At 41.4% G+C, this 26527-nt stretch carries 27 protein-coding genes; 14 read left to right on the forward strand and 13 right to left on the reverse strand.

The window, feature by feature from the left end; genetic code table 11:
* Positions 1–167: 167 nt before the first annotated feature.
* Positions 168–404, reverse strand: a complete 237-nt coding sequence (locus VK664_RS03095) for a hypothetical protein (protein WP_461397139.1) — start codon at positions 402–404, stop codon at positions 168–170.
* 262 nt (positions 405–666) lie between these two features.
* On the opposite strand from VK664_RS03095, the gene fabF reads away from it, so the two are divergent.
* The 7 genes from fabF (at position 667) to VK664_RS03130 (ending at position 8458) form a co-directional block, all read left to right on the forward strand.
* The gene (gene fabF, locus VK664_RS03100) at positions 667–1917 is read left to right on the forward strand and encodes a beta-ketoacyl-ACP synthase II (RefSeq protein ID WP_461397140.1); all 1251 of its coding nucleotides are present in this window, start codon (positions 667–669) and stop codon (positions 1915–1917) included.
* A 154-nt stretch (positions 1918–2071) separates the two neighbouring features.
* A complete protein-coding gene (locus tag VK664_RS03105) occupies positions 2072–2533 on the forward strand; it encodes a hypothetical protein (RefSeq protein WP_461397141.1) in 462 nt (153 codons plus the stop codon).
* A 101-nt stretch (positions 2534–2634) separates the two neighbouring features.
* A complete protein-coding gene (locus VK664_RS03110; RefSeq protein WP_461397142.1) occupies positions 2635–2838 on the forward strand; it encodes a hypothetical protein in 204 nt (67 codons plus the stop codon).
* A gap of 794 nt (positions 2839–3632) precedes the next feature.
* Positions 3633–4508 (forward strand): carboxypeptidase-like regulatory domain-containing protein, encoded by an 876-nt coding sequence (locus VK664_RS03115; protein ID WP_461397143.1) that lies wholly within the window; start codon positions 3633–3635, stop codon positions 4506–4508.
* A 79-nt stretch (positions 4509–4587) separates the two neighbouring features.
* A complete protein-coding gene (locus VK664_RS03120; protein ID WP_461397144.1) occupies positions 4588–6036 on the forward strand; it encodes an outer membrane beta-barrel family protein in 1449 nt (482 codons plus the stop codon).
* Positions 6037–6115: 79 nt separating this feature from the next.
* Positions 6116–7660 (forward strand): DUF5060 domain-containing protein, encoded by a 1545-nt coding sequence (locus tag VK664_RS03125; RefSeq protein ID WP_461397145.1) that lies wholly within the window; start codon positions 6116–6118, stop codon positions 7658–7660.
* 150 nt (positions 7661–7810) lie between these two features.
* Positions 7811–8458 (forward strand): MCP four helix bundle domain-containing protein, encoded by a 648-nt coding sequence (locus VK664_RS03130; protein ID WP_461397146.1) that lies wholly within the window; start codon positions 7811–7813, stop codon positions 8456–8458.
* Between the two features lie 8 nt (positions 8459–8466).
* On the opposite strand, the gene VK664_RS03135 is transcribed toward VK664_RS03130, so the two are convergent.
* The gene (locus VK664_RS03135; protein WP_461397147.1) at positions 8467–10422 is read right to left on the reverse strand and encodes a glycoside hydrolase family 127 protein; all 1956 of its coding nucleotides are present in this window, start codon (positions 10420–10422) and stop codon (positions 8467–8469) included.
* Positions 10423–10612: 190 nt separating this feature from the next.
* On the opposite strand from VK664_RS03135, the gene ypfJ reads away from it, so the two are divergent.
* Together ypfJ and ligD are read left to right on the forward strand one after the other, a co-directional pair.
* Positions 10613–11452, forward strand: a complete 840-nt coding sequence (ypfJ, locus tag VK664_RS03140; RefSeq protein WP_461397148.1) for a KPN_02809 family neutral zinc metallopeptidase — start codon at positions 10613–10615, stop codon at positions 11450–11452.
* Positions 11364–13028, forward strand: a complete 1665-nt coding sequence (gene ligD, locus VK664_RS03145) for a non-homologous end-joining DNA ligase (protein WP_461397149.1) — start codon at positions 11364–11366, stop codon at positions 13026–13028. The genes ypfJ and ligD overlap by 89 nt, the downstream gene beginning before the upstream one ends.
* On the opposite strand, the gene VK664_RS03150 is transcribed toward ligD, so the two are convergent.
* From VK664_RS03150 to VK664_RS03180, 7 genes are all read right to left on the reverse strand, one after another.
* Positions 13025–14122 carry a xanthine dehydrogenase family protein molybdopterin-binding subunit gene (locus VK664_RS03150; protein ID WP_461397150.1) on the reverse strand — a complete coding sequence of 366 codons (1098 nt, stop codon included), beginning with the start codon at positions 14120–14122 and terminating at the stop codon, positions 13025–13027. The two genes, ligD and VK664_RS03150, sit on opposite strands and share 4 nt — an antisense overlap.
* The gene (locus VK664_RS03155) at positions 14115–14348 is read right to left on the reverse strand and encodes a hypothetical protein (protein ID WP_461397151.1); all 234 of its coding nucleotides are present in this window, start codon (positions 14346–14348) and stop codon (positions 14115–14117) included. Before VK664_RS03155 ends, VK664_RS03150 begins: the two co-directional genes overlap by 8 nt.
* Entirely contained in the window at positions 14311–15111 is an 801-nt protein-coding gene (locus tag VK664_RS03160) for an FAD binding domain-containing protein (protein ID WP_461397152.1), read from the reverse strand. The genes VK664_RS03155 and VK664_RS03160 overlap by 38 nt, the downstream gene beginning before the upstream one ends.
* On the reverse strand, positions 15104–15625 hold the full coding sequence (locus tag VK664_RS03165) for a (2Fe-2S)-binding protein (RefSeq protein ID WP_461397153.1): 522 nt from the start codon (positions 15623–15625) through the stop codon (positions 15104–15106). Before VK664_RS03165 ends, VK664_RS03160 begins: the two co-directional genes overlap by 8 nt.
* Before the next feature lie 91 nt (positions 15626–15716).
* Positions 15717–16679: an MBL fold metallo-hydrolase gene (locus tag VK664_RS03170; RefSeq protein WP_461397154.1), complete on the reverse strand. Its 963-nt coding sequence runs from the start codon at positions 16677–16679 to the stop codon at positions 15717–15719.
* Between the two features lie 20 nt (positions 16680–16699).
* Complete coding sequence (locus VK664_RS03175; RefSeq protein WP_461397155.1) at positions 16700–17374, reverse strand: DUF6766 family protein; 675 nt, start codon at positions 17372–17374, stop codon at positions 16700–16702.
* Between the two features lie 79 nt (positions 17375–17453).
* Positions 17454–17864 carry a hypothetical protein gene (locus VK664_RS03180; RefSeq protein ID WP_461397156.1) on the reverse strand — a complete coding sequence of 137 codons (411 nt, stop codon included), beginning with the start codon at positions 17862–17864 and terminating at the stop codon, positions 17454–17456.
* Positions 17865–17996: 132 nt separating this feature from the next.
* Between VK664_RS03180 and VK664_RS03185 the strand changes: the two genes are divergently transcribed.
* Complete coding sequence (locus VK664_RS03185; RefSeq protein ID WP_461397157.1) at positions 17997–18944, forward strand: TIGR03885 family FMN-dependent LLM class oxidoreductase; 948 nt, start codon at positions 17997–17999, stop codon at positions 18942–18944.
* A 2-nt stretch (positions 18945–18946) separates the two neighbouring features.
* Here VK664_RS03185 and VK664_RS03190 read toward each other — a convergent pair whose 3' ends face one another.
* Positions 18947–20515: an FAD-dependent oxidoreductase gene (locus VK664_RS03190; protein WP_461397158.1), complete on the reverse strand. Its 1569-nt coding sequence runs from the start codon at positions 20513–20515 to the stop codon at positions 18947–18949.
* A 65-nt stretch (positions 20516–20580) separates the two neighbouring features.
* Here VK664_RS03190 and VK664_RS03195 point away from each other — a divergent pair, with 65 nt between their 5' ends.
* The gene (locus VK664_RS03195; protein WP_461397159.1) at positions 20581–21324 is read left to right on the forward strand and encodes a DUF72 domain-containing protein; all 744 of its coding nucleotides are present in this window, start codon (positions 20581–20583) and stop codon (positions 21322–21324) included.
* A gap of 194 nt (positions 21325–21518) precedes the next feature.
* Positions 21519–22388, forward strand: coding sequence for an SDR family oxidoreductase (locus VK664_RS03200; protein ID WP_461397160.1), 870 nt, complete (start codon positions 21519–21521; stop codon positions 22386–22388).
* Positions 22389–22554: 166 nt separating this feature from the next.
* Here VK664_RS03200 and VK664_RS03205 read toward each other — a convergent pair whose 3' ends face one another.
* A complete protein-coding gene (locus tag VK664_RS03205; protein ID WP_461397161.1) occupies positions 22555–22872 on the reverse strand; it encodes a hypothetical protein in 318 nt (105 codons plus the stop codon).
* A gap of 388 nt (positions 22873–23260) precedes the next feature.
* Here VK664_RS03205 and VK664_RS03210 point away from each other — a divergent pair, with 388 nt between their 5' ends.
* Positions 23261–23689: a response regulator gene (locus VK664_RS03210; RefSeq protein ID WP_461397162.1), complete on the forward strand. Its 429-nt coding sequence runs from the start codon at positions 23261–23263 to the stop codon at positions 23687–23689.
* 113 nt (positions 23690–23802) lie between these two features.
* Here the strand turns inward: VK664_RS03210 and VK664_RS03215 are convergent, their stop codons facing one another.
* The gene (locus tag VK664_RS03215) at positions 23803–24963 is read right to left on the reverse strand and encodes a sensor histidine kinase (RefSeq protein ID WP_461397163.1); all 1161 of its coding nucleotides are present in this window, start codon (positions 24961–24963) and stop codon (positions 23803–23805) included.
* Positions 24964–25068: 105 nt separating this feature from the next.
* On the opposite strand from VK664_RS03215, the gene VK664_RS03220 reads away from it, so the two are divergent.
* Positions 25069–26073: a chemotaxis protein CheB gene (locus VK664_RS03220; RefSeq protein ID WP_461397164.1), complete on the forward strand. Its 1005-nt coding sequence runs from the start codon at positions 25069–25071 to the stop codon at positions 26071–26073.
* A 78-nt stretch (positions 26074–26151) separates the two neighbouring features.
* Here VK664_RS03220 and VK664_RS03225 read toward each other — a convergent pair whose 3' ends face one another.
* The gene (locus VK664_RS03225; RefSeq protein ID WP_461397165.1) at positions 26152–26502 is read right to left on the reverse strand and encodes a response regulator; all 351 of its coding nucleotides are present in this window, start codon (positions 26500–26502) and stop codon (positions 26152–26154) included.
* Positions 26503–26527 lie beyond the last annotated feature (25 nt).

Here is a 26527-nt window from a genome sequence, read left to right on the forward strand (position 1 = left end):
GATTATGGTATCTTACGATGATAAATAATCTACATGAACAAATTATTCAGAGCCCTGATTGCAGGCTATGGTGCAAAAAAACTTGGTGGCGGTTGTCTTGGAACCGTGGTAGTTTTTATCATCATTTACTACGCACTCGGCCAGTGTAATTAATACCAGGGTTTAATCTACTTTTGATTTTTTTCAATGTGTTTGCCAACCAGGGCTATTAATTCATCAGGCCGGTCTTCACTATTAATCCATTTTCCCTGGTTAAAAGAAACATTGCCGAATGAGATATCATTTAAAACCACGTGGTAGGATGCGGGACTTCCGTCACCGTTTTTTTTTGGTGATGGGTTTGCCCAACCCTGGTAGTGTAAACCATTGTAGTCGAAACGGATGTCAAAAATGTTGTCTTCCATTGAGAAATATTTAATAGGTTATTATCAGGATTTCAGCTTCTTTTCGTGTTATATTAATTTTATCATTTTGCACTAATATAGTGTGTCGTTTTCGTCATCAATCAAAATTCAGGCCTGCACAAGCTTCCGCTGTTTTCTGATGGCTGTTGATTAAGGGTTTCCCGGTAAATTACTATGATGGTTTTGGCATTGGATTGCCTTAACTTTGCGCCTGAAAAAGTTTGATCGCATCTGCATCACCAATATAATATGAATTAGAATCATGAAAAGAGTTGTTATCACTGGGCTGGGATGTATTACGCCACTGGGCAATACAGTAAATGAGTTTTGGCAAAGAATTCTGGCTGGTGAAAGTGGTGCGGGTTTAATTACAAAATTTGATGCCTCTAAGTTCAAAACAAGATTTGGATGTGAAGTAAAAAATTTCAATGCCGAAGAATATATTGATAAAAAGGAACTGAAGAAATATGATCTGTTTACTCAATACGCGGTAGGTGCCAGCGATCAGGCTATTAAAGATTCGGGTCTTGATTTCGCAGCCATGGATACGATGGAAAGGGCAGAGGTGGGAGTAATCTGGGCTTCGGGCAATGGGGGCATAGGAACCTTCGAACAACAGTTAAAGGATTATTACCTCGGCGATGGTACCCCGCGATTCAATCCTTATTTCATTCCAAAAATGATCGTCGATATTGCAGCCGGTGTTATTTCTATAAGGCATAAGCTTCATGGCCCGAATTATTGTACAGTTTCAGCTTGTGCTTCTTCAAATACCGCTATTATTGCTGCTTTTGATACTATCAGGCTAGGTAAAGCGAACATTATGATCGCCGGGGGGTCTGAAGCCGCTATAACACCTGCCTCTGTTGGTGGTTTTAATGCCGCGCAGGCATTGTCAAAAAATAATGAAGATCTATTGCATGCCTCTCGTCCTTTTGATACAAACCGTGATGGATTTGTGATCGGGGAAGGCGCCGGTGCACTGGTCCTGGAAGACTACGATCATGCGATTGCGCGGGGCGCAAAAATCCACGCTGAAATGGTTGGCGGGGGTATGGCTGCCGATGCTTATCATCTGACCGGTACACCTCCGGATGGCCTGGGTGCATCCCTGGGTATTAAAAAGGCCCTGGCTGAAGCAGGAATCGGAGCTGAAAAGATTGATTATATAAATGCGCATGCTACATCAACACCTCTCGGTGACATTAGTGAGCTCAGGGGGATACATCATATATTTGGCAGTTTGCCCGTTGTTATCAGTTCTACAAAATCAATGACAGGTCATTTGCTGGGGGGCGCAGGTGCAATTGAAAGCATCATCAGTATCTGCTCAGTTATACATGATAAGGTCCCTGCCACCATAAATACTACCACGCTGGATCCTGAAATTCCTGAAGGACTTAACATATTAATTGGTAAATCCATCAACAAAAAAGTGGATTATGCACTAAACAATACTTTTGGTTTCGGCGGACATACAGCAACCGCGATCTTCAGAAAATACAATGGTTAAAACAAGTGTTATTTCCAGTATTTTTTATTTTCCCGGGTTAATTATTAATCGTTTTATCTGTTGGAGTAATAAGATCATGCGATTGTTATGAGTGGTAGCTGATACTTGCCAGGGCTTTATAATTTTGTGCTCCCTTACATCAAAATTGCAGAAGATGCCGGTTATCACTCTAGTTCTGTTTCTGTATGTTCTGTTATACTTTGTGCTTGCGGGCCAGGCAGTGTTTTATAAATTATGCTTTACGCACGTATTTAAAAAGATCCCGGCACAACAGTTTATCAACATCCGTAAACTCGCCGATCCAATACTTGAAACCAGGTTACCCGTTATTTACTATAGCAGCCTGGCCTTTGGAATCACATTTATTATTCTTGCTGTTTACCAGGGCTCTGCAATTACAATAATTTTCGCAGCTTTGGCTTTTATTTTCCTGCTGGCAGATGTAATGCTCGCCAAAAAATATAATATTCCGATTAATGCTGAGATTCGTAACCTGGTTAACCCATCGGACATGATAGCTGCCCGGCTGCAGCATGACTGGATCCGCTGGATCGATATTCGCGGTAATTTTATCCTGGCAGGATTTTTCGTACTCACAATTTACACTGTTCTCTGAGTCTGCAGTATTTTTCGAATGAGCCTCGTAATCTAACTAAACGGTTTCGGGTTTGATAGCTTAGCTAAATATTGTACTTTAAGCAACTAAAGCCCTGGATTATGAATACAAGATTCCTCTTTAATGTACTCGCGGTGGCAGGACTTATAGCTACGCTTGTTACCTGTTATTTCTTTTATGATTACAATCGCAGGGAAGGGTTGAGCTCAGTCCTGGTTTGGGGAACTGCTCCTCTCATGATATTCGTCGTTATTACTTCCATCTTACAGCTGCGAAGAAGCCTCCGGTCTCAAAAACGTCGCTAAAAAAAATCCCCGCTTTTAGCAGGGAAAGATCTTATTCCAGGTAAATAATGTGTTTGGACGGCTTTCTTTTTCCGGAAGAGGGTCCATTTTAGCTGCAGGGTCGGTTAATTGTCTTTCGTGGGATAGTGAATAACTTTGACGACGATATTGATTTACTTAAGATACGGTTTTGATTTGCCAGGGCCAGGATTAAGATTGGCGGTTTCCCGGGACGATTAGGCCTTATACAGGATATTGGATAGGATTAACTTGGATACTAAAAACGGGCTGGGGGATATGGATTATTGATAAATCAAAGGTCCGCAATAATTCTAACGGCATGCTATAATCAGCCACTTATATTGCCGATATCAATGCTAACATTTCAAAGCATAAACATAATTACTTATGACACGTGGTTGTACGTGCGCAAATATTCGTATTAATACGAAGTAATTGATCGTAATTATTTGATTTTGTTTGTTTTACTTTTATTCACTAACTTATAGTATCAACAGCTGCTAACCATCAGCGTTAGTTAGCATTTCTCATTCGTTCTTCCGTCCCTCTTAAACTTTCACAACTCCCTTCATATTTTAAACCGTCAGCCGTGCGTAATTAATGCTGGTTAAAGAAATTTCCTGTGAAAAACACCGGGCCATCCCGCTCGTGCGGGATGGCTTCCCTTTTTTGGTAATAACCCGTAACAGTTTGATCTGCTTCTTATAAAATTAATCGTGCCATTCCACCCGGATAAACAACAGTTCATCACTTTCGCTCTTGCATGTTCGCAGTGAAATTAAATATTTGCGGTTATGAAAAGAGCTGCTGTTTTAATTTTGATTATTTGTTTTCACTTATTTGCATTTTCCCAGGATCGGGGTATTTATAAAGGACAAATCACTTCTAATAATGTTCCGGTTCCCGGAGCTACAGTGGCTTTATTAAAGCAGGCCGATTCAGCACTTGTAAAATTATCAGTGAGTAATAATGAAGGAGTTTTTGAATTTCCGGATATTATTAAAAGCAACTACCTGCTTTTGATTACTTCAGTTGGTTTTGATTCGCTTTATACAATTGCTTCGGAGAATGTAAATATTCAGATACAGCTTAAGGCCAAAGCGCAGGCCCTTGGATCTGTGACAATCCTTGCAAAACGTCCACTCGTTGAGGCAAGGCTCGACAAAATGATCGTTAATGTAGATGCTTCACCTTCCAATGCCGGTGCTACTGCCCTGGAGCTTCTTGAAAAGTCGCCGGGTATTTCGGTCGATAAAGACGGTAATATCAGTCTTAAAGGTAAACAGGGGGTAATTGTATTGATGGATGGAAAACAGACTTACCTGAGTGGTCAGGATCTTGCCAACATGCTTAGAAGCATGCCTGCAAGCCAGCTGGACCAACTCGAGATTATTACCCAACCTTCAGCAAAGTACGATGCTGCCGGTAATGCAGGCATACTTAACCTTAAAACCAAAAAAGCAAAAACCATGGGCTTTAATGGTAGCGTGAATGTTGGTTATGTACAGGGTAATTATCCAAAGTCTCCAAACAGCTTCAATTTTAATTATCGTGAGGGAAAGATCAACCTGTTTACCAGCGGGGGTTATCATACTGGGAAGGTAACCAGGAGCAGACGCTTACGCGAAAGTTTCAACAAGGCTCAAACAATTATGTTTTTGACCAGGTAGGAAATTCAAAAAACAAAAGCAGCAGTTTCAATGGAAGAGTTGGCCTCGACTATACGTTGATGCAAAAACGACCGTTGGTGTGCTGGTCGGGGGAAGCTATAGCCTGAGGAAATATTCAAACATCAGTACGGGTGATTTCTTCCTGGAAAATTCAAACATTGTTGATTCAAGTATTCGTGCTGTAAATGAAACAAGAAACCCATGGAAAAATCTTACTGCAAATGCGAATTTTAAAAGGAGCCTGAACAATAATGGGCGTGAAATAACAGCTGATCTTGATTTTATAAAATACAGTTCAGCTTTGGAACAGTCAACCAACAATGAGGTGCTTTATCCTAACAATCCCGGCAATCCATATTTACTCAGGGCGGTCTTACCTTCTGATATCAACATTTATAGTGGTAAGGTCGACTATGTTCATCCGCTTAATAAAGAGACCAAAATAGAAGCGGGTGCAAAGATGAGTTATGTAAGCACTGATAATAATGCACCTTATGAAACCTTTGATAAGAATTCAGGAAAATGGGTTGATGATGTAAGGAAAGATCATTTTCAATATGATGAGCAGATTACAGCAGGATATATAAACTTCAGCAAACAGGTAAAAAAATGGGGATTCCAGGCTGGTTTGCGGGGTGAACATACTCATTCGGAAGGCACTCAGGTTCTAATTGGAAAAAGTATAGCAAGGGATTATTTCCAGGTTTTTCCCACAGCCTATGTCAGCTACGCAATGAACGATAAAAATCAATTCGGATTAAACTATGGCAGGCGTGTTGAGAGACCAAACTACCAGGATCTAAACCCATTCCAGCAGTTCCTCGATCTTTATACTTTCAACCAGGGGAATCCTTATCTCACACCCCAGTTTACGAATAATATTGAACTCAGTCATATCTTCAAAAGTAAACTAAGTACTACTGCAAATTATTCTTACACTACTGATATTATAAATGATATACTCGTGCAGAATGACGAAACAAAGGTGACTTATCAAACCAAACAAAATATTGCTACCAGACGTAATGTTGGATTTGCAGTAAGTTATAATGCACAACTTACAAGCTGGTGGACGACCAGTTTATATGGAAATGTCTCAAATACTTATTATAAGGGCATCGTTAATAGTGCACCCTTAAGTACAGACATAACTAACTTTATGTTGAATTTTAACCAGCAATTTAAGTTTGCTAAAACCTGGGGAGCTGAGGTGAGTGGTTTCTATCAAAGCAAAACACTTGCAACCAGTATGTTTGTAATTGACCCAATGTATGTAATCTCATTTGGTTTCAGTAAACAGGTACTCAAAACCAAAGGCATGATAAAACTAAGCGTTGTGGATCCGTTTCGTTTGCAAAAATCAGATGTATCAATAAATCATTCAAACATCAATATGATTGTCACAAACCGCTGGGATAACCGGAGGGTGGGGTTGACATTTACTTATCGGTTTAATAAGGGTCAGGCGGTTCAACAAAGCCGGCGTACAAGTGGTGCACAGGACGAACAAAGCCGTGCCGGGCAATAAGTCCTGAATGGTGCTTAGATGTCTCATATTGGAATAACCATCAGATCAGGTTAACTTGGCCTTCTAACTATTAGCAAATATGGCAATGCTGATTTATCTCAGGCCTGTTTTTATTTTGTGCCTGGTATTTATATCTCCCGTAGACATATATGCGCAACAGAATGCCAAAATTGAAAGATGGCGGATCTTTGAATTAAAGTTAAAAGGGCCGACGGAGGGGAATCCTTTTGCAGATGTCAGATTTTATGCAGCATTTACTCATGGCGAAAAAAAAATATCGGCCGATGGCTTTTATGATGGTGATGGCAATTACATCATCCGCTTTATGCCAACTGAAGAAGGAGAATGGAAATACACAACTTTTAGTGGGACTGCAGTTTTGAATGGGAAAGAAGGGAATTTTATTTGTACCAGGGCCGGGAAAGACAATCATGGCCCTGTGAAAGTAAATGATACTTATCATTTTGCCTATGCAGACCAAACCAGGTATCTACCTTTCGGAACCACTTGTTATGCATGGCTGCACCAGGGAGATAGTCTTGCACGTTTGACAATAAAAACCCTTTCAGGTGGCTTTTTCAATAAAATGCGTATGTGTATTTTTCCAAAATGGTACGAATACAATCGCACTGAGCCTGTTTTATATCCATTTGAAGGGAAACCGGAAAATTCCTGGGATTACTCAAAATTCAACCCTGCTTTTTTTAAGAACATTGAAAAAAGAGTGGCTGAACTTGACAGCCTTGGTATACAGGCTGACCTGATACTTTTTCACCCTTATGATAAATGGGGTTTTCAAAAGATGGGATCTGAGAATGATGACCGGTATCTGCGATATATAATCGCAAGATTATCGGCCTATAAAAATGTATGGTGGAGCATAGCAAATGAATATGACCTGATGGAGGGAAAGTCGGCAGCGGACTGGGATAGAATTGTTTCAGGCGTGGCAGCAAATGATCCATACAGGCATATGCTCAGCATTCACCAGGCATTGAGGTTATATGATCACTCAAGATCTTCCATCACTCATGTAAGTATTCAGAATGAAGACACACATCGTGCCGGGGAACTCCGGGGCAGGTACAATAAACCAGTGATTTATGATGAATGCCGGTATGAGGGTAATATCAGGATTCCCTGGGGTAATATTACCGGTGAAGAAATGCTGAATAAATTCTGGCGTGGATTTACCCGCGGTGCATACGTAGGTCATGGAGAAACTTATACTACCGAAAAACCACTCAGAACATCTTCTGAATCAAATGACGTTTTATGGTGGTCCAAAGGCGGTATTCTTAGAGGCAAAAGCCATACACGGATAAAATTTATGCGCGGTATTTTTGAAGCTGCTCCCGGAACGCTGGAGCCGGCAGAAATTATAAAACCAAAAGAAATGCCTTATGGTGCCGTGGGCTACAAGGACCAGTTCTTTTTGCTTTATTTCAATCTTGATCAACCCAGAAGTGCAGAATTATCATTGCCGGATCACAACTATAGTATAGACCTGGTAGATACCTGGAACATGACTGTGAAACGTATGGAAGGCAGATTTACCGGAACCTGTCTTATTGAATTGCCTCAGAAGCCGGGCATTTTATTAAGAATTGTTCAGATTCCATAAATTTCGGAATTGATTAATTGAATACAGTCAGGTTGTATGTATACAGTCAGAGTTGTAGAATCCCTGAAAGCCTTTAGCCTTGTATTTCATCAATTTAACTTTGCATATAACTAATATTGATTAAATTAATAGAGCTAATAAACCTGCTATATGTTTAATCGAAATAGTAAAGGGGACCGCAGGAAACCGGTGTTTTTTTTCTTTGCATTATTGTGTTCAGTGATCCTGCTGGAATATTCGACCCAAAGTCACTACGACGACCTGGATCAGCAAATGAGTTCATTGTATAGGGACCGGCTTATGCCTGCCAATTATATAATGCGGTTGAATGACCAGCTTCATAAAAAACAACGCTGGCAAATGGAGAATGCCGGGGGAAGAAGGCCAGAACAGGAACTTAAACAATGTAACGATTCGGTTTCTACGCTCATCACACTTTATCAGCAAACCTATCTGACACAGCCTGAAAAGAAACTTTGGTCTGCTTTTAAAAAAGACCTGCAGATCTATAATGAGGCTGAAGCCAGCTTGGTTTCTGCTCCTGCCCCGGTATTACTTCAAAAAAAGATGAATACCTCGTTTGATGAGGCCATTTCAACATTATCCAGTCTTTCGGAATTGCAGGCCCAGGAAGGGTATAAGCTGCAAAGCCAGTCTAAAAGCATACTTAATGGTAACTTTTTGCAGCATATGCTGGAACTGTCTCTACTTTTCCTGATTGGAATTCTTGCCATTCACTGGCTCAGAACTGAAAGACCTGTACTTACAGTTGGAACAACGGGTCACTCTGCTAACTGATTATTTAACTAGGGCGCTATTTTCACTGACTTTACCGCCGTGGGAAGCCAAACCTGCATTTCATCCGGTCCGCGGTTATTCCAGCTAAAATAGGGAATCGCATTAATGGTTTTTTTGACCATTACAATTGATTTTCCATCAGGTGAAGGCTGCATAACATCGGCTTCGAAATGAATCTGGTTTATACCACCCAGCGTTTGAGGATAATATTCAACCTTAAATGTTGTGGATTCAGGTACGATGAAATTATAAGCTTTATCCAGATTATCTCTTCCTTCAACACAGTAAACAAGTGGGCCATATTGTATAGCTACACGGTCGCTGTTTTGAGTAAGAGAAGGATTGCTTTTTATCTTTCTGACTTCCATCGGAAGATTATAACCAATTACATCTCCTGCTTTCCAGGCCCTGTCGATTACCGCGTAACCCTGGTCATTTTTATAAGATTGTGGTTTACCATTTACCGTAATAACCGGTTGCAGACTGGCCTTATCACTAAACGAATACAGATTGCCGGGCACTGGAGTTTCGAGCCATCCGGGTATACGTATTTTTAAGAGCACATTTTTTTTGACAGCCTGCTTTATGGTGATCTGGTTGTTCCCTTTCCATGGAAAGCCAGTCTCCATCGATAGTTGCATGTTGCCTTTATTGATCGGGATATTTACTTCGCTACCTATAAACAGGTTAACCCAGATTGTATTTTCCTTATAGCTATAAACATAGTTTCCCAGTGATGCAACCAGCCTTGCAATGTTGGAAGGACAACATGCGGTTCCGAACCATTCGCTTCTTTTATGATTTCTGTCAGAAGCAAGGGGGTTGCCATAAAAGAAGAGGTCTCCCGATTCCGACAATCCGTCGAGGGCTGCGTTATAAAGACTTCTTTCAAGCACATCGATAAATTTAGCGTTCCCGGTAAGCATATTCATTCGCTGGTTCCAGAAAACCATTCCTACAGAAGCACAGGTTTCACAATAAGCCGTTGCGTTTGGTAAATCATAGTCCACCCCAAAGCCTTCATTGGTTCCCTGCGCGCCGATTCCACCGGTTATATACATGTTCCTGAAAACCACATCATCCCAGATTGAGTTCATCGCTTTCATATATCCCGAATCGTTATTGACCGCCGCCACATCGGCCGCCCCCGTATACATATACATGGCCCGAACGGCATGGCCGGTAATCTGTGTTTGTTGTTTTACCGGCAGTCCGTCCTGGCAATAGTCGGGATCTTTCCATTCGTCCCAGATCTTTCCTTTGCCATATCCTTTTCCACGCTGGTCCAGAAACCAGATTGCGAGGTCCATATACTTTTTCTCCCGGGTATGATGGTATAATTTCATCAGGGCCAGTTCTATTTCCTGGTGGCCGCTCACCCAGTTGCGATTGCTTAAACGAAAGTTGCTGTCAATATGATTTGCAAAGCGGATCGCAACATCGAGCAGCTGGCGTTTCCCTGTAGTTTCATTGTATGCGATACCAGCTTCGATCAGGTGCCCTGCGCAGTAGTCTTCATGACGTTCCATATCTGTCCAGCGCTTATCCAGCCCTGTTAGTGTATAGTAGGTATTAAGGTATCCGTCAGGAAGCTGTGCCCCCGCGATTTTATTAATCCATTCATCAGCCTTGGCTTCAAGCAGTTTATCGGGCCTGTTTTTTAGTGAATATGCGATCGCTTCTATTGCTTTATAAACATCGGAATCATCATAATAAACGCCCTCATGTTTCCCTTGTTTGTTTATTGCATTTTCAAAATTCCTGATACGGCCGGTTTTGTTTTCTGTATAAAGAATACAAGTGTTTAATGTTGTGGTGGCAACCACATCCTGTTTGGCCTTCCAAAATGGATCAGTGATAGTGACTTTCGAAAAATCCACAGGATACATTTTCTGCAGTGAAGATTGTGCAGCGGCCAAGAATGGAAAAAATAAAGGAATAGCCAGGGTAGCTGTTAGTTTCATGCAATGAATGTTTGGTAATCGTTTTACTTTAAGATGAATATCAAAGATACTGGTGAGAAGCTGAAAATTGGGGGCGAAATTAGCTCGCATAATATTTGCCATATATTTCCTGGAGCAACTTTTATCTTTAACCAGGGTTGTATAACCCCGGCTTTTATAAACCAACATTTGAAAAATTAATCTTTCAATTATGAAATGGATAGGCAGACGCGAAAGCGGTAATGTTGAAGACAGGCGGGGTGGCGGAGGCGGACGGATTGCTGCTGGTGGCGGCATCGGTGCCCTGGTGCTTGCGGCCATAGTTTATTTTCTTGGCGGTGATCCCAGCCAGGTGCTCCCGCCTGAAAGTTCTGCGCCACAGGAGCAATCTCCGGCCCAGGCAGGAGAGGACAGCCAGCTGGCAAAATACCTTGCAGTAGTGCTCGCGGATACTGAAGATGTTTGGGATTCTTTGTTTACCGCAAATGGTAAAAGGTACATACAGCCGGGTCTTGTGCTGTTTTCGGGCCGGGATCAGTCTGGCTGCGGTCCTGCCGATGCCGGCATGGGTCCTTTTTACTGTCCGGCTGATAGTAAAATTTATATCGATTTGTCTTTTGTCCAGGAGTTACAATCAAGGTTCGGGGCAAAACAGGGCGATTTTCCCATTGCCTATGTACTTGCCCACGAGGTAGGGCACCATGTACAGCATTTACTTGGGGTAACTGAGCAGTCAGGACGTTTAAGGCAGCAACTCAGCCAGACAGCATATAACAAAGTTAGTGTGCAGGTAGAACTGCAGGCAGATTTCTATGCAGGCATCTGGACGCACTACAATGACAAGATGAAGCAGGTACTCGAACCCGGCGATATTGAAGAAGCATTAAGTGCTGCCGCGGCTGTGGGTGACGACAGGATACAGGAACAAACACAGGGGTCGGTACGTCCTGATTTATTTACACATGGTACTGCTGAGCAAAGAATGGAATGGTTTAAGAAAGGATATACCAGTGGCGATCTTTCCCAGGGTAGAATTTCCCTGGGAAATTAATTTTAAAAATCCTGCCATGGGATTAACAGGCTATCGCAAGAAAAGAAGCTTTAATAAAACGCCGGAACCAACAGGTGGAAAATCAACCCACGAACAGTTGATCTTTGTGGTTCAAAAACATGATGCTTCCCATCTTCATTACGACTTTCGCCTGGAAATGAAGGGCGTGTTGAAAAGCTGGGCTGTGCCTAAGGGGCCTTCAAACGACCCATCAATCAAAAGGTTGGCAATGATGGTGGAAGATCATCCCTTTGATTATAGAAACTTTGAGGGCATCATTCCCAAAGGTCAGTATGGAGGCGGAACGGTTATCATTTGGGATCAAGGGACTTATCTTCCAGCTGAAGGCGAATTCAAAACAAAAAAGGAAAGGGATAAAAATCTTCTTTCGCAATTACATAAAGGTAAAATTGTAATTACACTGAAAGGAGAAAAGCTTAAAGGCGACTTTGCTTTGGTAAAATCTTCTTACCAGGGAGAAAATAGTTGGCTATTGATGAAGGTGCAGGATAAGTATGCTAAAGCAACGGATATACTGAAAAAAGACAAATCGGTGATTTCGGGCAAAACCATTGCTGCGATGGAAAAAGATCCTGATAAAGTTTATGGGAGTAAAACAAAAGGGAAAAAACGAACATCAACAAAGCGTTTTATTGAAGCAGGTGTAAAGAATGTTGTAAAGACAATCAACGGAAAGGAATTAAAATTTACAAACCTCGACAAGATTTACTGGCCCAAAGAAAAAATTACCAAACTAGAAGTAATTAATTATTACGAATCTGTTGCTTCTTATATTATGCCTTACCTAAAGGACAGGCCCCAATCACTTAACCGCCATCCAAATGGTATACAGGGTAAAAGTTTTTACCAGAAAAATATAGCCGGCAAGTTTCCGTCCTGGATTAAAACACACGATTATAAGAACACTACGAAAGAAGGAGAAAAGAAATTTTTTGTTTGTACCGATGAAGCCAGCTTACTATATCTCGCTAACCTGGGTTGCATCGAAATCAATCCCTGGCATAGCCGGGTGGATAGCCCTGACAACCCGGATTTTTGTATCATCGATCTTGATCCTGACAATAACAGTTTTGAACAGGTGATTGAGGCTGCGCAAATGGTAAAGCAGGTGCTTGACAGCATAAAGGTTCCATCTTATCCAAAAACCTCAGGGTCTACCGGCATTCACATATTTATACCTTTGGGGGCGAAATATGAATATGAACAGTCAAAGATGCTCGCTGAATTGGTTGTAACGCTGGTACACCGCGAAATCCCTGATTTTACAAGCCTTGAAAGAAGCCCTTCAAAAAGAAAAGGAAAAATATATCTTGACTTCCTTCAGAACCGGTCGATTCAAACCCTTGCTGCTCCGTATTCGATAAGACCTAAACCTGGCGCCACAGTGTCTATGCCTGTAAGCTGGGATGAAATAAAACCCGGGTTGTCTATTACAGACTTCAACATTGATAATGCGCTTGAGCGGATAAACGACAAAGGCGATATTTTTAAACCGGTCTTAGGTAAGGGTATTGTACTTGAAAAGGTATTGGACAACCTGGAAAAATTATCTTAGAATTTCCAGCACATATGGTGAATCTTAATTCCTTTTGACGTAAAAAAATCCAATGGTACAAGCTCATATCCCAGTTTTACGTTGGGACAAGGATAGAGTTGATTTGTCCAGTTAACAACCGTTTCTGTATAATCTTCAAACCTGGAAGTTTCGGCCCAGGCTTTATGATTAATACCTGTAAGTTTTCCATCCGCATCTGCGCAATACATAATATGCTGAACAGTGGACGGCCGGTGACCGAATGTAAACATCTGGTGCCTATCCATCGTCACCCTGACCGGTTGTTTCAACTCGAGAGCGGCCATAGCTGCAAGAAACAATTGATACTGTGGTCTAAGTCCGGCACCGAATGCACCCCCTACAAATGGAGAAATGATTCTCACATTTTTGAAATGCAGTCCAAATATATTTGCAACATATAACTGGCTGTTTATCGCCCCCTGCGTTTTATCGTAAATGGTAAGTTTACCCTTACCTTTATAGATGGCTGTAGAAGCAAACATCTCAATAGGGTTATGATGCTCTTGCCCATGAAGGATTTGTTGTTCCACCTTGAATTTAGAAGTTGCATAAACTGAATCAAAATCTCCCTTAGGTTTTGGTGGAGGTGGTTTTAGTGCCATCATTATGCCTGAAATTGGCTTTCTTGATTTCTCAAGATGTTCTACAATATCAGTTTGAAAATTTTCCTCCTCTTCATAGGTGACTGTGATAAGTGTAGATCCATACCGTGCAAGCTCAAAAGTTTCTGCAACAACAAGACCGATTGGTTGCCCGTTAAAGATAATTTTTTCATCTTTAAGTGGCCGGAAGGGAGTGCCTTGTGGCGCATCCATATCTTTATACTGAAAATCAAACCAGGTGAGCGACGGACGGTTTTTATGCGAGAAAAAAGCTATTATTCCAGGCACCGCAAGCGCCGCTGATGCATCGATATTCTTTATTGAACCTTTGGTAATCGTGCTGTTAATGATGTAACTATGAAGAAGGCCCTCTACATGGTATTCAGCAGTATACTTAGCTTCCCCTGTAACTTTAGCAATACCATCTACACGACTTACGGATTGTCCGAAATATGGTTTATTGTTATTCATGAACAGTAATCATTTGTATTGCCTGGAATGCATTCCTGATGATAGCCCTTTCAGCAAGCAGTATTTTAAAAGCATTAAATTTTGTACCCTTTGCACCATCTAATATCATTTCAGCAGCTATTGCAAAGTTTTCTGTAGTTGCTGTTTTCCCTTCAAGAAAAGCCTCGGCATTTTTATTCCGCCATGGCTTATGTGCAACGCCTCCCAATGCCATCCTTGCTTTCACTAATGGTTTCACCATCCATTTCAAAAGCTGTTGCAACCGACACGAGGGCAAAGGCGAATGAAGTCCGGTCACGGATTTTAAGATAAGAACAGTGTTTACAGAAGGAATTTGGCGGCACTCTAATTCCGGTAATAATTTCACCAGGTCTTAAAGTATTGTCAATTTCAGGTTTATCTTCCGGTAAGCGATGAAAATCTTCGAAAGGAATTTCTCTTTCACCATAGCTGCCTTTTACCTCTACAACCGCATCAAGCGCTGCAAGGGCAACACAAAAGTCACTTGGATGAGTGGCAATACAATGTTCACTCGCTCCGAGTATGGCATGTATCCGACTATAACCATAAAGGGCGGAACATCCCGAACCTGGTTCTCTTTTGTTGCACGGGGTGGCCTTGTCATAAAAATTATAACAGCGGGTTCTTTGCATCAGGTTTCCACCGTTCGTCGCCATGTTCCGGAGCTGTGGAGATGCGCCGGAAAGTATTGCCTTTGAGACTAGTGGCAGCCTGGATTCGATAACCGGGTGCCAGGCCGTATCAGCATTGGTAACGGTGGCGCCTAACCGGATAGAACCCTCTTCTAGCTCAACTATTCCGGCAAGCTGATGAATATGGTTTATGTCAATCAGCCTATCCGGTTTTGCGATATTTTCCTTCATCAGGTCAAGAAGGTTAGTACCCCCTGCAACAAAAGCGGTATTGCCTGTTTTTTCATCAATGGCTTCTTCTACCATTGTTACCTGTCGGTAAGTAAAATTATTCATGATCTCCTCCATCTTTAACTGACATGATTGCATCGACAATGTTGGTATTTGCGCCGCAACGGCAAAGATTGCCACTCATCAGTTCTTTTACGTCCTCCCTTGTATTCGCTTTAGCTTCATTTAGCAAACCGATCGCTGAACAAATCTGGCCAGGAGTACAATAACCACATTGGAAGGCGTCATGATCTATAAATGCCTGTTGCAAAGGATGTAGATCACTGACTTCTGCCACACCTTCAATCGTTGTGATTTCAGCACCGTTCCTCATGACGGCTAAGGTGAGACAGGATTTTATTCTTTTGTTGTTAACGATCACTGTACAGGCTCCGCACTGACCAAGGTCGCAACCTTTTTTGGTGCCGGTTAAATGTAAATATTCGCGTAGTGCATCCAGTAATGTAACCCAGGGCATTAACCTGAGCTGGTAAAGTTTCCTGTTAATGGTGAATGAAATAGGCATCGGCTCAGCCAGAGTTCGTGTCGGAGTTTCTTTTACATGGTCCATAATGTCCATAAGGAATATTTTGTTTTACTAACCTTGTTGTACTTATAACCTATACTAAGAAAAATCATCCTCCAAACAAAGATTTTATTCATCACCATTTTTATCTGTCATCACTTCTCGCATATCTTACAATACCCATTATCAGCAAGCCAGTCAGGATAATCCCCGCCGCCATCATCCATTTATTATAAGAGACAGGTGATATGGGTGGAATGTATAAAACACCTGAGGCATCTGCAATAGCAGGTTCATATACATATCTGCCTTTTTCGGGAAGAGCTTCCGTACCGAAATTATCAGCCAGCTTTTGCAATTGTTCTATCATTTCCTTGCCACTGAAAGGTTTGCCATGTCCCGTTGCTGCCACCGTCGGAGTTAATTCCACCAATGTTCTTACTGACCGCTTTGCTGATTCCCAGTCGCAGGTAAAATACATAGGTGGACCCGATACTTTTACTTTTTGCGTAATTGTTGAGATCAGCGATTCAGGTTTTGTAGTCACAAATGCATCACCGGCAATTAACACCCGGTCTTCTTCTCTGAACAAGCTTATATGACCAGGCGAATGGCCGGGTGTATGTATGTATTTCCATTCAGTGAGGAAAGGAACCTCATCATTTTCAGCTAAAGCAGAAAGAAACGAACTTATGTCAATGGGTTCATTCCGATAGAATTTTGACATAACAGACATCAATCCGCCACCAACACTGGGATCCGGTGGGGGGTAAGCACTGATCCCTGAAAGATATGGGAACTCGAGATAATGTGCGTAAACGGGTGTTTTCCATTCATGGGCAAGGCTTTCTACAGATCCGGTATGGTCAAAGTGACCATGAGTTAGTATAATAGCCTTTGGGTTGAGTTCACCGAACAACTCTGCTGCCATTTTTAGTATCTTCGACTTCGAGGTTTTCAACCCGGCATCTATCAGTACCCAGTCTCCGGATGATTTGTCCCGGATCATATAGAAATTGACAAAAATGTCTTTCATGCCCCAGACTCCGGGAGCTACTTCGAAATAATTATGATGTTGTGTAGATTCGTTTTTTTCAGTTTTAATCATATCTGTTTGTTTTTTGAAGTTTATTTGCCAGTCTCCGAATAAGGAGCATCAACTGGTTTAGATTCCGGTGAGCCTTTTTGCCTCAGCCAGATTGATAATAACACAATTGAAGCCACTGCCAGAAATTCACTTTGCCAGTTTTGAAAAGATTCAAACCAGAATTTTGAATTGGTTAAAAACTCAGTCCAGTTTTCCTGTGGTAATTTTTTTTGAACTTGTTGTTCATTATAATCTGTAAGACTCCCATAGAAATGCAGGCAAAATGATATAATAAAAAGCAACACAAAAGCAAGACTGAGCGAATTTTGATAAAGCTTTAACCAGGCCCCGCCTTTTTTCACGGGCCAGGGTGCATCCTCGTGAGTTATAGGTTCCCGATCCACTTCTTCCTTTTCATCAAGCTTCTTCGATTCAGATGATCCTTTCTGCCTTAATGAAACAGTAAACAAAACATATAGTGCCATCTGCAAAAACTCACTTTCCCAGTTTTCGAAGGTTGCCTGCACAAAGTGTCCGGTACTTAAGTATTTCATAAATGCTATTTCACTGTTTCCATGTTCCTTTCTTTCATTGTTGTATTCTTTCCACCCGGTAAATGCCTGGGCAAAAAGGAAAATGATCATTAATGAGAGTACGACAATACTCAGACTATTCTTTTTCCAGAATGATTCAAGAATGCCGGATTCAGTTGCCATTTTAAATTTTTAGTAAAGGGTTAATTTCTGCGTTCGTTATTTTTGATTTGAGTTCATTACATTTTTGATATTCGGTAAATTATGCCATTGGTATGATCGCAAGTCCGTGTGCCTGTTTGATTGTTGCTACTGTCTTTTTGGTTTCTGCGACCCCGTTATTGTTTGTATCCTGTAACAATACAACAATACCTGCTTCCCGATCACTCGCGTATACATCACCGTTAGTATTTGCTGCAATGATTCTTGGTTTACCAAGGTTGTCAGCAAATTTTTTCACAGCAAAGCCTGCAGGTACCTTCAACTGAGCGATATTAGCGTCAGTGGCTGGCACCAGTGCTGGTCTGAAAACAAAGCCACTTACCTGGGAAGCGGTGGGCTGTTCATCCGTTTCAGGTATCATTGAATCCCATAAATCTTCATCTTTGTTGCAATACAAAAGCGTTGATGCCAGTAAAAAGCCAGAGATGAAAATCTTCGAATTTTTGTTCATAAAATTTTTGTGAAATTGTTAATGGATGATTTGTTACATGATCCATTCGTTCTAAGAGTTAACGTTGATCACCAAATACCAGTTTTATGCCAACAGCACAGAGGAAGGAATAAAAATTGTAACTGAAAATGCATGGTAGCCTATCACGCGTCCCATGAGCAATTTGCTCCTTCCCGTCTATTAAGATTGGCCGAGGCAGCAGAGCTTGCGGGCTTCGATGCTATACATTCTTCTGATCATTTTCATCCCTGGAGCGTCAGGCAAGGGGAGAGTGGCTTTGCATTTAGCTGGGTTGCTTCTGTATTACAGGCGACCAAATTGCCTGTTAGTATGGTTTGCGCACCCGGACAGCGTTATCATACCGCAATTGTTGCACAGGCAATAGCAACGCTTGCTGAAATGTATCCCGGCAGGTATTCTGTAGAACTGGGAAGTGGGGAAGCATTAAACGAAATGATTACAGGTACCGCATGGCCATCAAAGCAAATAAGAAATGAGCGTTTAAAGGAGTCAGCCGATGTTATCCGGAAATTGTTGAACGGCCAGCAGGTAACTTTTCATGGTCATATCAATGTTAAGAATGCAAAGCTTTATACATTGCCGGCAACAAGGCCGCCATTATTCTGCGCAGCGATTTCTGAACAGACAGCAGCCTGGGCGGGGGAATGGGCAGATGGTTTGTTAACTACGGCGGGTGACTTGCAGGAAGTTATAAAGAAAAGAGAGCAGTTTGAAATGGGTGGCGGGAAAGGCAAGCCGGTTCGTCTGCAATTTTCATTCTCTTATGATCATGACAGGGAAGCGGCCATTGATGGCGCTTATGATCAATGGAGAACAAATATTATCGGCACTGATAAGTTAGATGATTTGTCAACACCTCAGCAGTTTGATATTGTAGCGGAAAAAATAACGAGAGAAGAAATTAGCGAGAAGGTTCCGATCTATACAAATATAGAGGCTGTTATAGATCATGTACAAAAGTACCTCAACAATGGGTTTCAAATGGTTACGCTACATAATGTGAACAAGAATCAGGAACAATTTGTGGAAGATTTCGGCAAAGTTTATAAAAAGATTTGATCTTATTCTTTTTCGATGATTTTTTCGAGACTTACTGTTTCAAGATCTTCAGAAGGCGGGCCTGTCAACACTTTGCCTTTACAATCGAATCTTCCGCCATGGCAGGGACAGTCCCAGGATTTTTCTGCTGTATTCCATTTTACATCACATTTCATATGTGTGCATATCGGGTTGACGGCAAAGAGTTTTCCGGTTTCTGATTTATAAATTCCCAGCTTTTTACCTTCGAACGAAACAAGTTTGCCTTCGCCATGAGCAAGATCACTTAGTTCCTCCAGCTTTTCGGCGGAAAACAACTTGCCTAAAAACTCTTTTGTAACATCTGCATTATGTCTTATAAAATTTGCGAAACCTGCTATAGGTTTCAGGCGATTCGGATCAAATAAATCATCATAGCTCGTTTCTTTACCCGTGAGCATATCGGTAAGTATTCTTGCAGATACATGACTATAAACCATACCATTTCCTCCAAAGCCGGTTGCAACAAATATGTTGTTGCTATGTTGTGGCAGGTGACCGATATATGGTAAACCATCAGCCGGCTCGAAATATTGTGAGGACCACCGATGCGTAATCTCACAGCCAGGAAACAATGATTTTATTTTTGCTTCCAGCTGAAGATAATTACGAGAAGTATTTTCTTCATGCCCGGTTTTATGATCCTTTCCACCTACTATCAGGAATTTCTTATCGTTAATAACCTGGGTGCGATAATAAAAATATGGGTCGTACATGTCATAGACGAGGTCCTCCGGGTAATCTTGTTCCGGGAGTTTAACTGCCATTACATAACTGCGGTATGGTGCACATCGAAGATGTAACAAGTTTATACCCGTTGGAATATGTGTTGCATATATCAACTGACTTGCCTGGAATGTAACTATTGTAGTTTCAACCTCTAAATGACCATTTTCATTCACACCCAGAACCCTGCAATGCTGAACAATACATCCACCTGCATCTTCAAAGGCTGCCGCCAATGCAAGTACATATTTAAGCGGATGAAATTTAGCCTGGCCCTCTACCCGTATCGCAGTGGTAAATTGAGCGGGGATTGGAATTGAATCTGCTGTTTTTGCATCCAGTCCGGCCTCAACTGCCGCGTCTAAAATGCCTTTAAGTTCTTTATCCTGTTGTTCATTTTCGGCGTATAAATAGGCAGCTGCATCTTCAAATTCGCAACTGATACCATATTTGATAATATTGTTTTTGACAAGATCGATTGCATCTGCTGTCACCTGAGCAACCTGTTTGGCCGCGTCTTTACTAAAGTTTTTTGAAATAGTCGTATATGGTGTATCCAGTAGCGTATTCAAATGAGCGGTGGTACCTCCCGTTGTGCCATAACCTAGATTTTCTGCTTCAATGAGAAGACATTTCTTCCCGGCCTCCTGTAACAGCAGGCCCGTGGTGATGCCGGTAATCCCTCCACCGACGATAATTACGTCATATACCTCTTCAACAGAAGCTGTTTTAAGGCTTTCATACGGATTCACTGATTCCTGCCAAAGGCTTTTATTCAGGGTATCTCTTGCAATCATTTGCTGTGCTTTAAATGTGATGATCTTCACTCAGCTGATTTCAAAGCTTGTGCCAGCCCATACCGATGGAACGATAATTATATTGTATATGATGCATGAGCAAAGGCAGTGTGCATATAGGAACTTCTGGCTGGCATTATAAACATTGGAATGGAACTTTTTATCCTGAAACAGTGAGGGCTGTAGACAGGTTTGAATATTATACGACAATGTTTCAGACGGTAGAGATAAATAATTCGTTTTACCGGCTCCCCAACAAAAATGTTTTTACAGGCTGGCGAAAGGCCGCTCCTAAAGGTTTTACCTACGCCGTCAAGGCTTCGCGATTCATTACTCACATGAAGAAGCTCAATGTCGATCCGGATAGCATAAGTAACTTTTTTGATAATGTCGCTTGTCTAAAAGAAAAGCTGGGGCCAATCTTGTTCCAACTGCCGCCAAACTGGAAAATAAATATGGGCAGACTAGAACAATTTTTGAAAAACCTACCTGCAGGCCATATTTATACGATCGAATTTCGCAACACTACATGGTATACAGAAGAGGTATATACGATACTTGAAAAGTACAATGTAGCCTTTTGCATCTATGAACTGGACGGTCATATTTCGCCGGTTATTACTACAGCAGGCTTTGTTTATGCGCGTTTACATGGACCTGGTGCGAAATACCAGGGTTCATATGCCAAAGATGTACTGAACAAATGGGCAAAAAAAATCCGGAGCTGGACCCGCAAAGGCAAGGACGTCTTTTTTTATTTTGACAATGACCAGGAGGGGTATGCTGCAATAAATGCGAAAACCCTGCAGGAAATTGTCTACAACAAAAAAAAGTTTTGAATTATACCCGTTTCCGGGGCACATGAATTGTGTGGATCCTGGAGACAGGTTATGAAAGACTCATCCGTTGAAAAAGAAAAAACAGGGTAGAATATACCCTTGATAATATAATATTCAGGAATCGGCGGAGAATTTTATGCCGGATGTTTACAGGGATGGCGTTAATTAATTTATAACCAAATAAACTTATCAAAATGCAAACATCAGAAAAGAAAATACCGAAGGACATTCCACCTCAAAAGCAAAATAAACAGCCGGGAATCGAAAGCGAAATGGATCCACTACCGGTTTATGACAATGGAAAGCCCGGGCTGGGAAGATTAGCAGGCAAAGTAGCAATCATCACCGGGGGAGACAGTGGCATTGGCCGGGCTGTTGCGATCAGCTACGCTAAAGAAGGAGCCGATGTAGTAATAGCTTATCTTGATGAACACGGCGATGCTGAACAAACAGCTTCCGATATTCGCAATTATGGTAAGGAGGCGCTGCTTATCGCAACTGATGTATCTGTTGAAGACAATTGCAAAATGATTGTAGACAAAACGCTGAAAAAATTTAGCAAGATTGATATACTGGTAAACAACGCAGCCATTCAATTTGTACAAAAACGAATAGAAGATATCAGTGCAGAACAACTTCAGAAAACTTTTAGTACAAATATTTTTGCCTATTTCTATATGGCTAAGTTTGTTACGCCCCATCTGAATAAAGGCGGCATTATAATTAATACCGCATCAGTCACAGCATTTAAAGGTAATGAAACATTGATGGATTATTCATCTACCAAAGGTGCTATTGTTGCCTTTACCCGTAGTTTGTCTCAATCAATTGTTGGCAAGGGGATTCGTGTAAACGCGGTGGCACCGGGACCGGTTTGGACACCATTAATACCCGCGTCATTTGATGCAGAAAAAGTGGATAAATTTGGTGAAGACGTTGCTATGGGACGACCTGCACAGCCGTTTGAAATTGCAGGATCTTATGTTTTCCTCGCTACTGATGAAAGTGCATTCATCACTGGTCAGACACTACACCCAAATGGGGGATCAATTGTAAATACTTAACATTTATCTTAACTGCACACCCTGGCATCGGGTTTAAGTTCCGGTTTAATAAGTTCAGCAGATATATCCTGGCTTGTTGATTAATATTTAGCAAAAAAGCGAAGAGAACTTCGCTTTTTTGTGTCTAAAAGGAATAAAAGGTCTACAGTCTACGGTCATTATTAATTCATAATGGTGTGAGCAATTTGAAGCCCGGGATGAAATCAAAGTCAGCGTTGCAATGATGAGAAAGTTGAATTGACAGTGCTCTTGCAATTGACAGGTGAAGTTCACCTTCTTCCGTCAAATTACTCCCAGGTGGTAACGATACATTACCATCGCATTCTTCTATGATGGTGAGATTACTTTTATGCAGGAGTGCATCCAAGCGGTGATTCATAACGCGAATCTTGTAATTTTTTTTGTTGTTAATTGTTTGTTGACGAACGATAGCATAATATTCTTTTCCTTTGAAATCAAACGGGACATTAAAACAACGCTGCATGATCTTGGTATTTTTTTGTACTTACAATGACGATCTGTGATAAAGATTGAATCCGAGAAAAAATGAAAATATCAGGTATATGTAAGGACAGGGAGAAGTGATTGCGCCTGTGTTGTAAATTTACGAACTAAGATCTCAATTCAGGAAATTTTAATGGGTAAATTGAATTTTATTACAGTAATTTTGATACACAAACACATTCTTCTCCCGTTTGTCCATACATATCATAAGTTTCACTTTTCTCATGTTCCCGGTTTTTGATTGTCCCGGCTTTTTCGCATAGCTATATCGGTGTTATGGAAGTTAATTCCAACCAATTCAAATGAGACACATTGTTCAATGAGATAATTTGTTCAATGAAATTTTTGTTCAATGAAACCTTTGTTCAATGAAACACTTTATTATGTGTAAACACTTTTTTCTTATCGATGATGATGAAGACGAACTCGAGATCTTTATGGAAGCACTTTCGAAGTTACAGGTGCCGTGTAAGTGTACCTATGCGCAGAGTGCTGAACAGGCGCTTGAAATTCTAAATTATCTAAAGCCGGATGTTGTTTTTGTAGACATAAACATGCCAAGGATTAATGGCTTAGAGTGCGTGAAAAAGATCCGCGCAAAAGACGGGCACGCAAAAACCCATATTGTGATGTATTCCAATGGACTCAACGACATCAACTTAGAAGAGGCTCATCGCTGGGGTGCCACGTCTTGTATAAAGAAAACAAACAGTATCGCCGACCTGGTGGCAGCCATGCATCATGTACTTGAATCAAATGTGCATGTTCCGAGTTTAAATCAACGTTCAACCAGCTAATTTCGTTTGCTACTTAATACGATCCTGTTCAACGCAGTAAAGTTTTTTCGTGAATTTATTTACCCGAAACTTTTATCAGCGACCTGGATGTTCAATTACCAGAGATTGGATGTTCAATTACTATTGAGATCATTTGGAAAGTAGCATGAAAACACGGATCCGGCATTCTCTTCACTTTCAACCCTGATGAAACCCTTATGGGAATCCATAATTTTTTGGCTGAAAGTTAATCCAAGACCAGAGCCGGGGAATTTCTTTTTCTCGTGAAGCTGCACAAACATGCCGAATATTTTGTTTTGATCCTCGCGTGGAATGCCTATGCCGTTATCTGCAAATGTTATGCAATTATATAAATCGCCTTTTGAATCAGGTTCATGGGTTGAAGGGTTTAAACGCAATTCCTGGCCAGCGATTGTTATGACCGGCGATTTCCCTTCCTGCTGAAATTTGATACTGTTATCAATAATGTTTTGAAACAACAGTTGAATCATATCAGGTATACCTGTTACCACAGGTAACGACTCTGTAATTATCGTAACGTTTCTTTCAGAGATTTTACGCTGAAAATTTTGCCGTACCCTATTTACAATGGTGTTGAGGTCAACCGGAATACTTGGTTGTGTTGCAGCATTTATTTTGAACAGCTCAACTATGTCATCAATCAACCTGTTTATCCGGTTCAATGAAACCTGCATCCGGCGTAGATTTGCTTTGCTACTATCGGCAAGAACACGTCCTTCTGCTTTCATCAGGAGTTCCAACGATGTGTAGATAAACTGCAGAGGTTCCTTGATATTATGAGTGGTTATGGAAGTAAAACTCGTGAGCTCCTCAGATAATTTTTCAAGCTGACGGTATTTTTCTGCCAACGCGAAATTCAATTCACGTAATTGGTTTTCGGCTTTTATGCGATGCGCCACGTCGTGCATTATATTCATGACGCCAATCACTTTTCTGCCATTTTCTTTGAGTGGGATGAAATGATTTTCGTAGTAATATCTGTGAAGTTTTGCCTTGTCAGAAAGCACGAAGGTTTTATTTCCCAGGAAAGCGCTATGAATAGCATGCATGATTTCCTTGTCTGATTGGAGTGATGCAAAAATCTCGAGCAGATTTTTACCTATTACGTCGTCCCTTGACAATCCCGAAGCAATCTCAGAGGCCTGGTTCCAGGCTATAATATTCCAGTTAAGATCTATAGCCATCACCCGGTCGATACTACAGTCGTTCAACATTTCCGCAAGCACCACTTTATTGTTTACACTACTTTGCATAGTTCCCCATGATGCAATTTCTTTCGGCTCCTCCGCAATGTGTCAATTTTGACCGCGGTATGATTTTTATCGCCATTGTAATAATAACACAATTAGGCTATTGTTATGCCCGAACATCCATTTATTATTGTTATTGGAGCTTCAGCCGGTGGTATAGCTCCGTTATCAGAGTTAATGTCCCAGCTTGAACCCGATATTAACGCTGCAATCTTCATTGTTCTCCATCTTTCTAACACCGGTATTGGCACCTTACTTAAAGACAAAATTCAGAGCGTTTCCTCATTGCCTTGTACTATAGCTGCAAATGCTGTTCCCATTCAGAAGGGGCACGTCTATATCGCGCCCCCGGATTATCATCTTATTGTTAAGGAAACAACAATGTTAATAAAATCTGGCCCTCCGGAGAGCCGCTGGCGACCTTCCATTGACATCCTCCTGCGGTCTGCCGCTGTAACTCACACCGAAAAAGTGATCGGAATTATTCTTACCGGTCTGCTCGACGATGGCACCTCGGGAATGGTTGCTATCAGTAAGTGTGGAGGTACAACGATCGTACAGGACCCCGAAGAGGCTCAGTTTCCTGATATGCCACTTTCTGTTCTCCAGGCCATAGACGTTAGTCATGTTTCGAAGCTTGAAGGCATGGGACGACTCATTAAAAATGTGATTAAAACAAAAGTCCTCAAAAAAGCTTCCGTGCCATATGATCTGAGGATGGAGGCGGAGATTGCAGAACGCACTGCATCTGGCATAACTGACACCATGCAGCTTGGAAAACACACCGTTTACAGCTGTCCCGGCTGCGGGGGTGGTCTTTGGGAAAGAAAGGAAAATGAACTTCTAACTTACCGGTGCTATATCGGGCACAAGTATACAGAGCCGGAGCTTTACCGCCAACAAAACCAAAAACTAGAGACAGCCTTATGGATCTCAGTAAGAATGATGGAAGAAAAAAGGAACCTGTTATTAAAGCTGCGTGACCAGGATCGTACAAAGGGATTTACCAAACTTTCAGCAGACTACATGGAGCGGGCCCGTGAATTTGAAGAACATATCAAAACAATGAAAAGCCTGTTATTCTTCCTGCATGATAGTCTTTCTCCTTCCTAAAAATTCCCTGATCATTTATAGAAAACTATTCGAACTTTTTCGGGTACAATTATGAAATATATTGCCTTGTTTTGGGTATCAGATATACCTGGCGACCAATTCAAGAACGGCTTTGTTTGAAAAAGGCTTTTCGATGAAGTCATCAGCGCCGGCCGCAATGGCATGGTTATATACATGAGGGGAAGCGGAAAAAATTATTACGGGAATTTTACTTGTCTCCGGATTTGTTTTAAGATGTCTGCAGATATCTAATCCATCAATGCCTGATAGCTGCCTGTCTATGAGAAAAATATCCGGTTTGTCAAATTCGTTCACAAGTAATGCCGAACCATTAGGATAGGTGAGTACCCTATAACCACTGCGTGTGAATACTATTTCGAGCGCATCCATAATGGCAGGATCGTCTTCGGTAATTAATACTGTTTTCATCTTGCTGATACTAGTTTTCGTTTGG

Source organism: Flavitalea sp. (assembly GCF_035489435.1).
GTDB lineage: Bacteria > Bacteroidota > Bacteroidia > Chitinophagales > Chitinophagaceae > DATHKG01.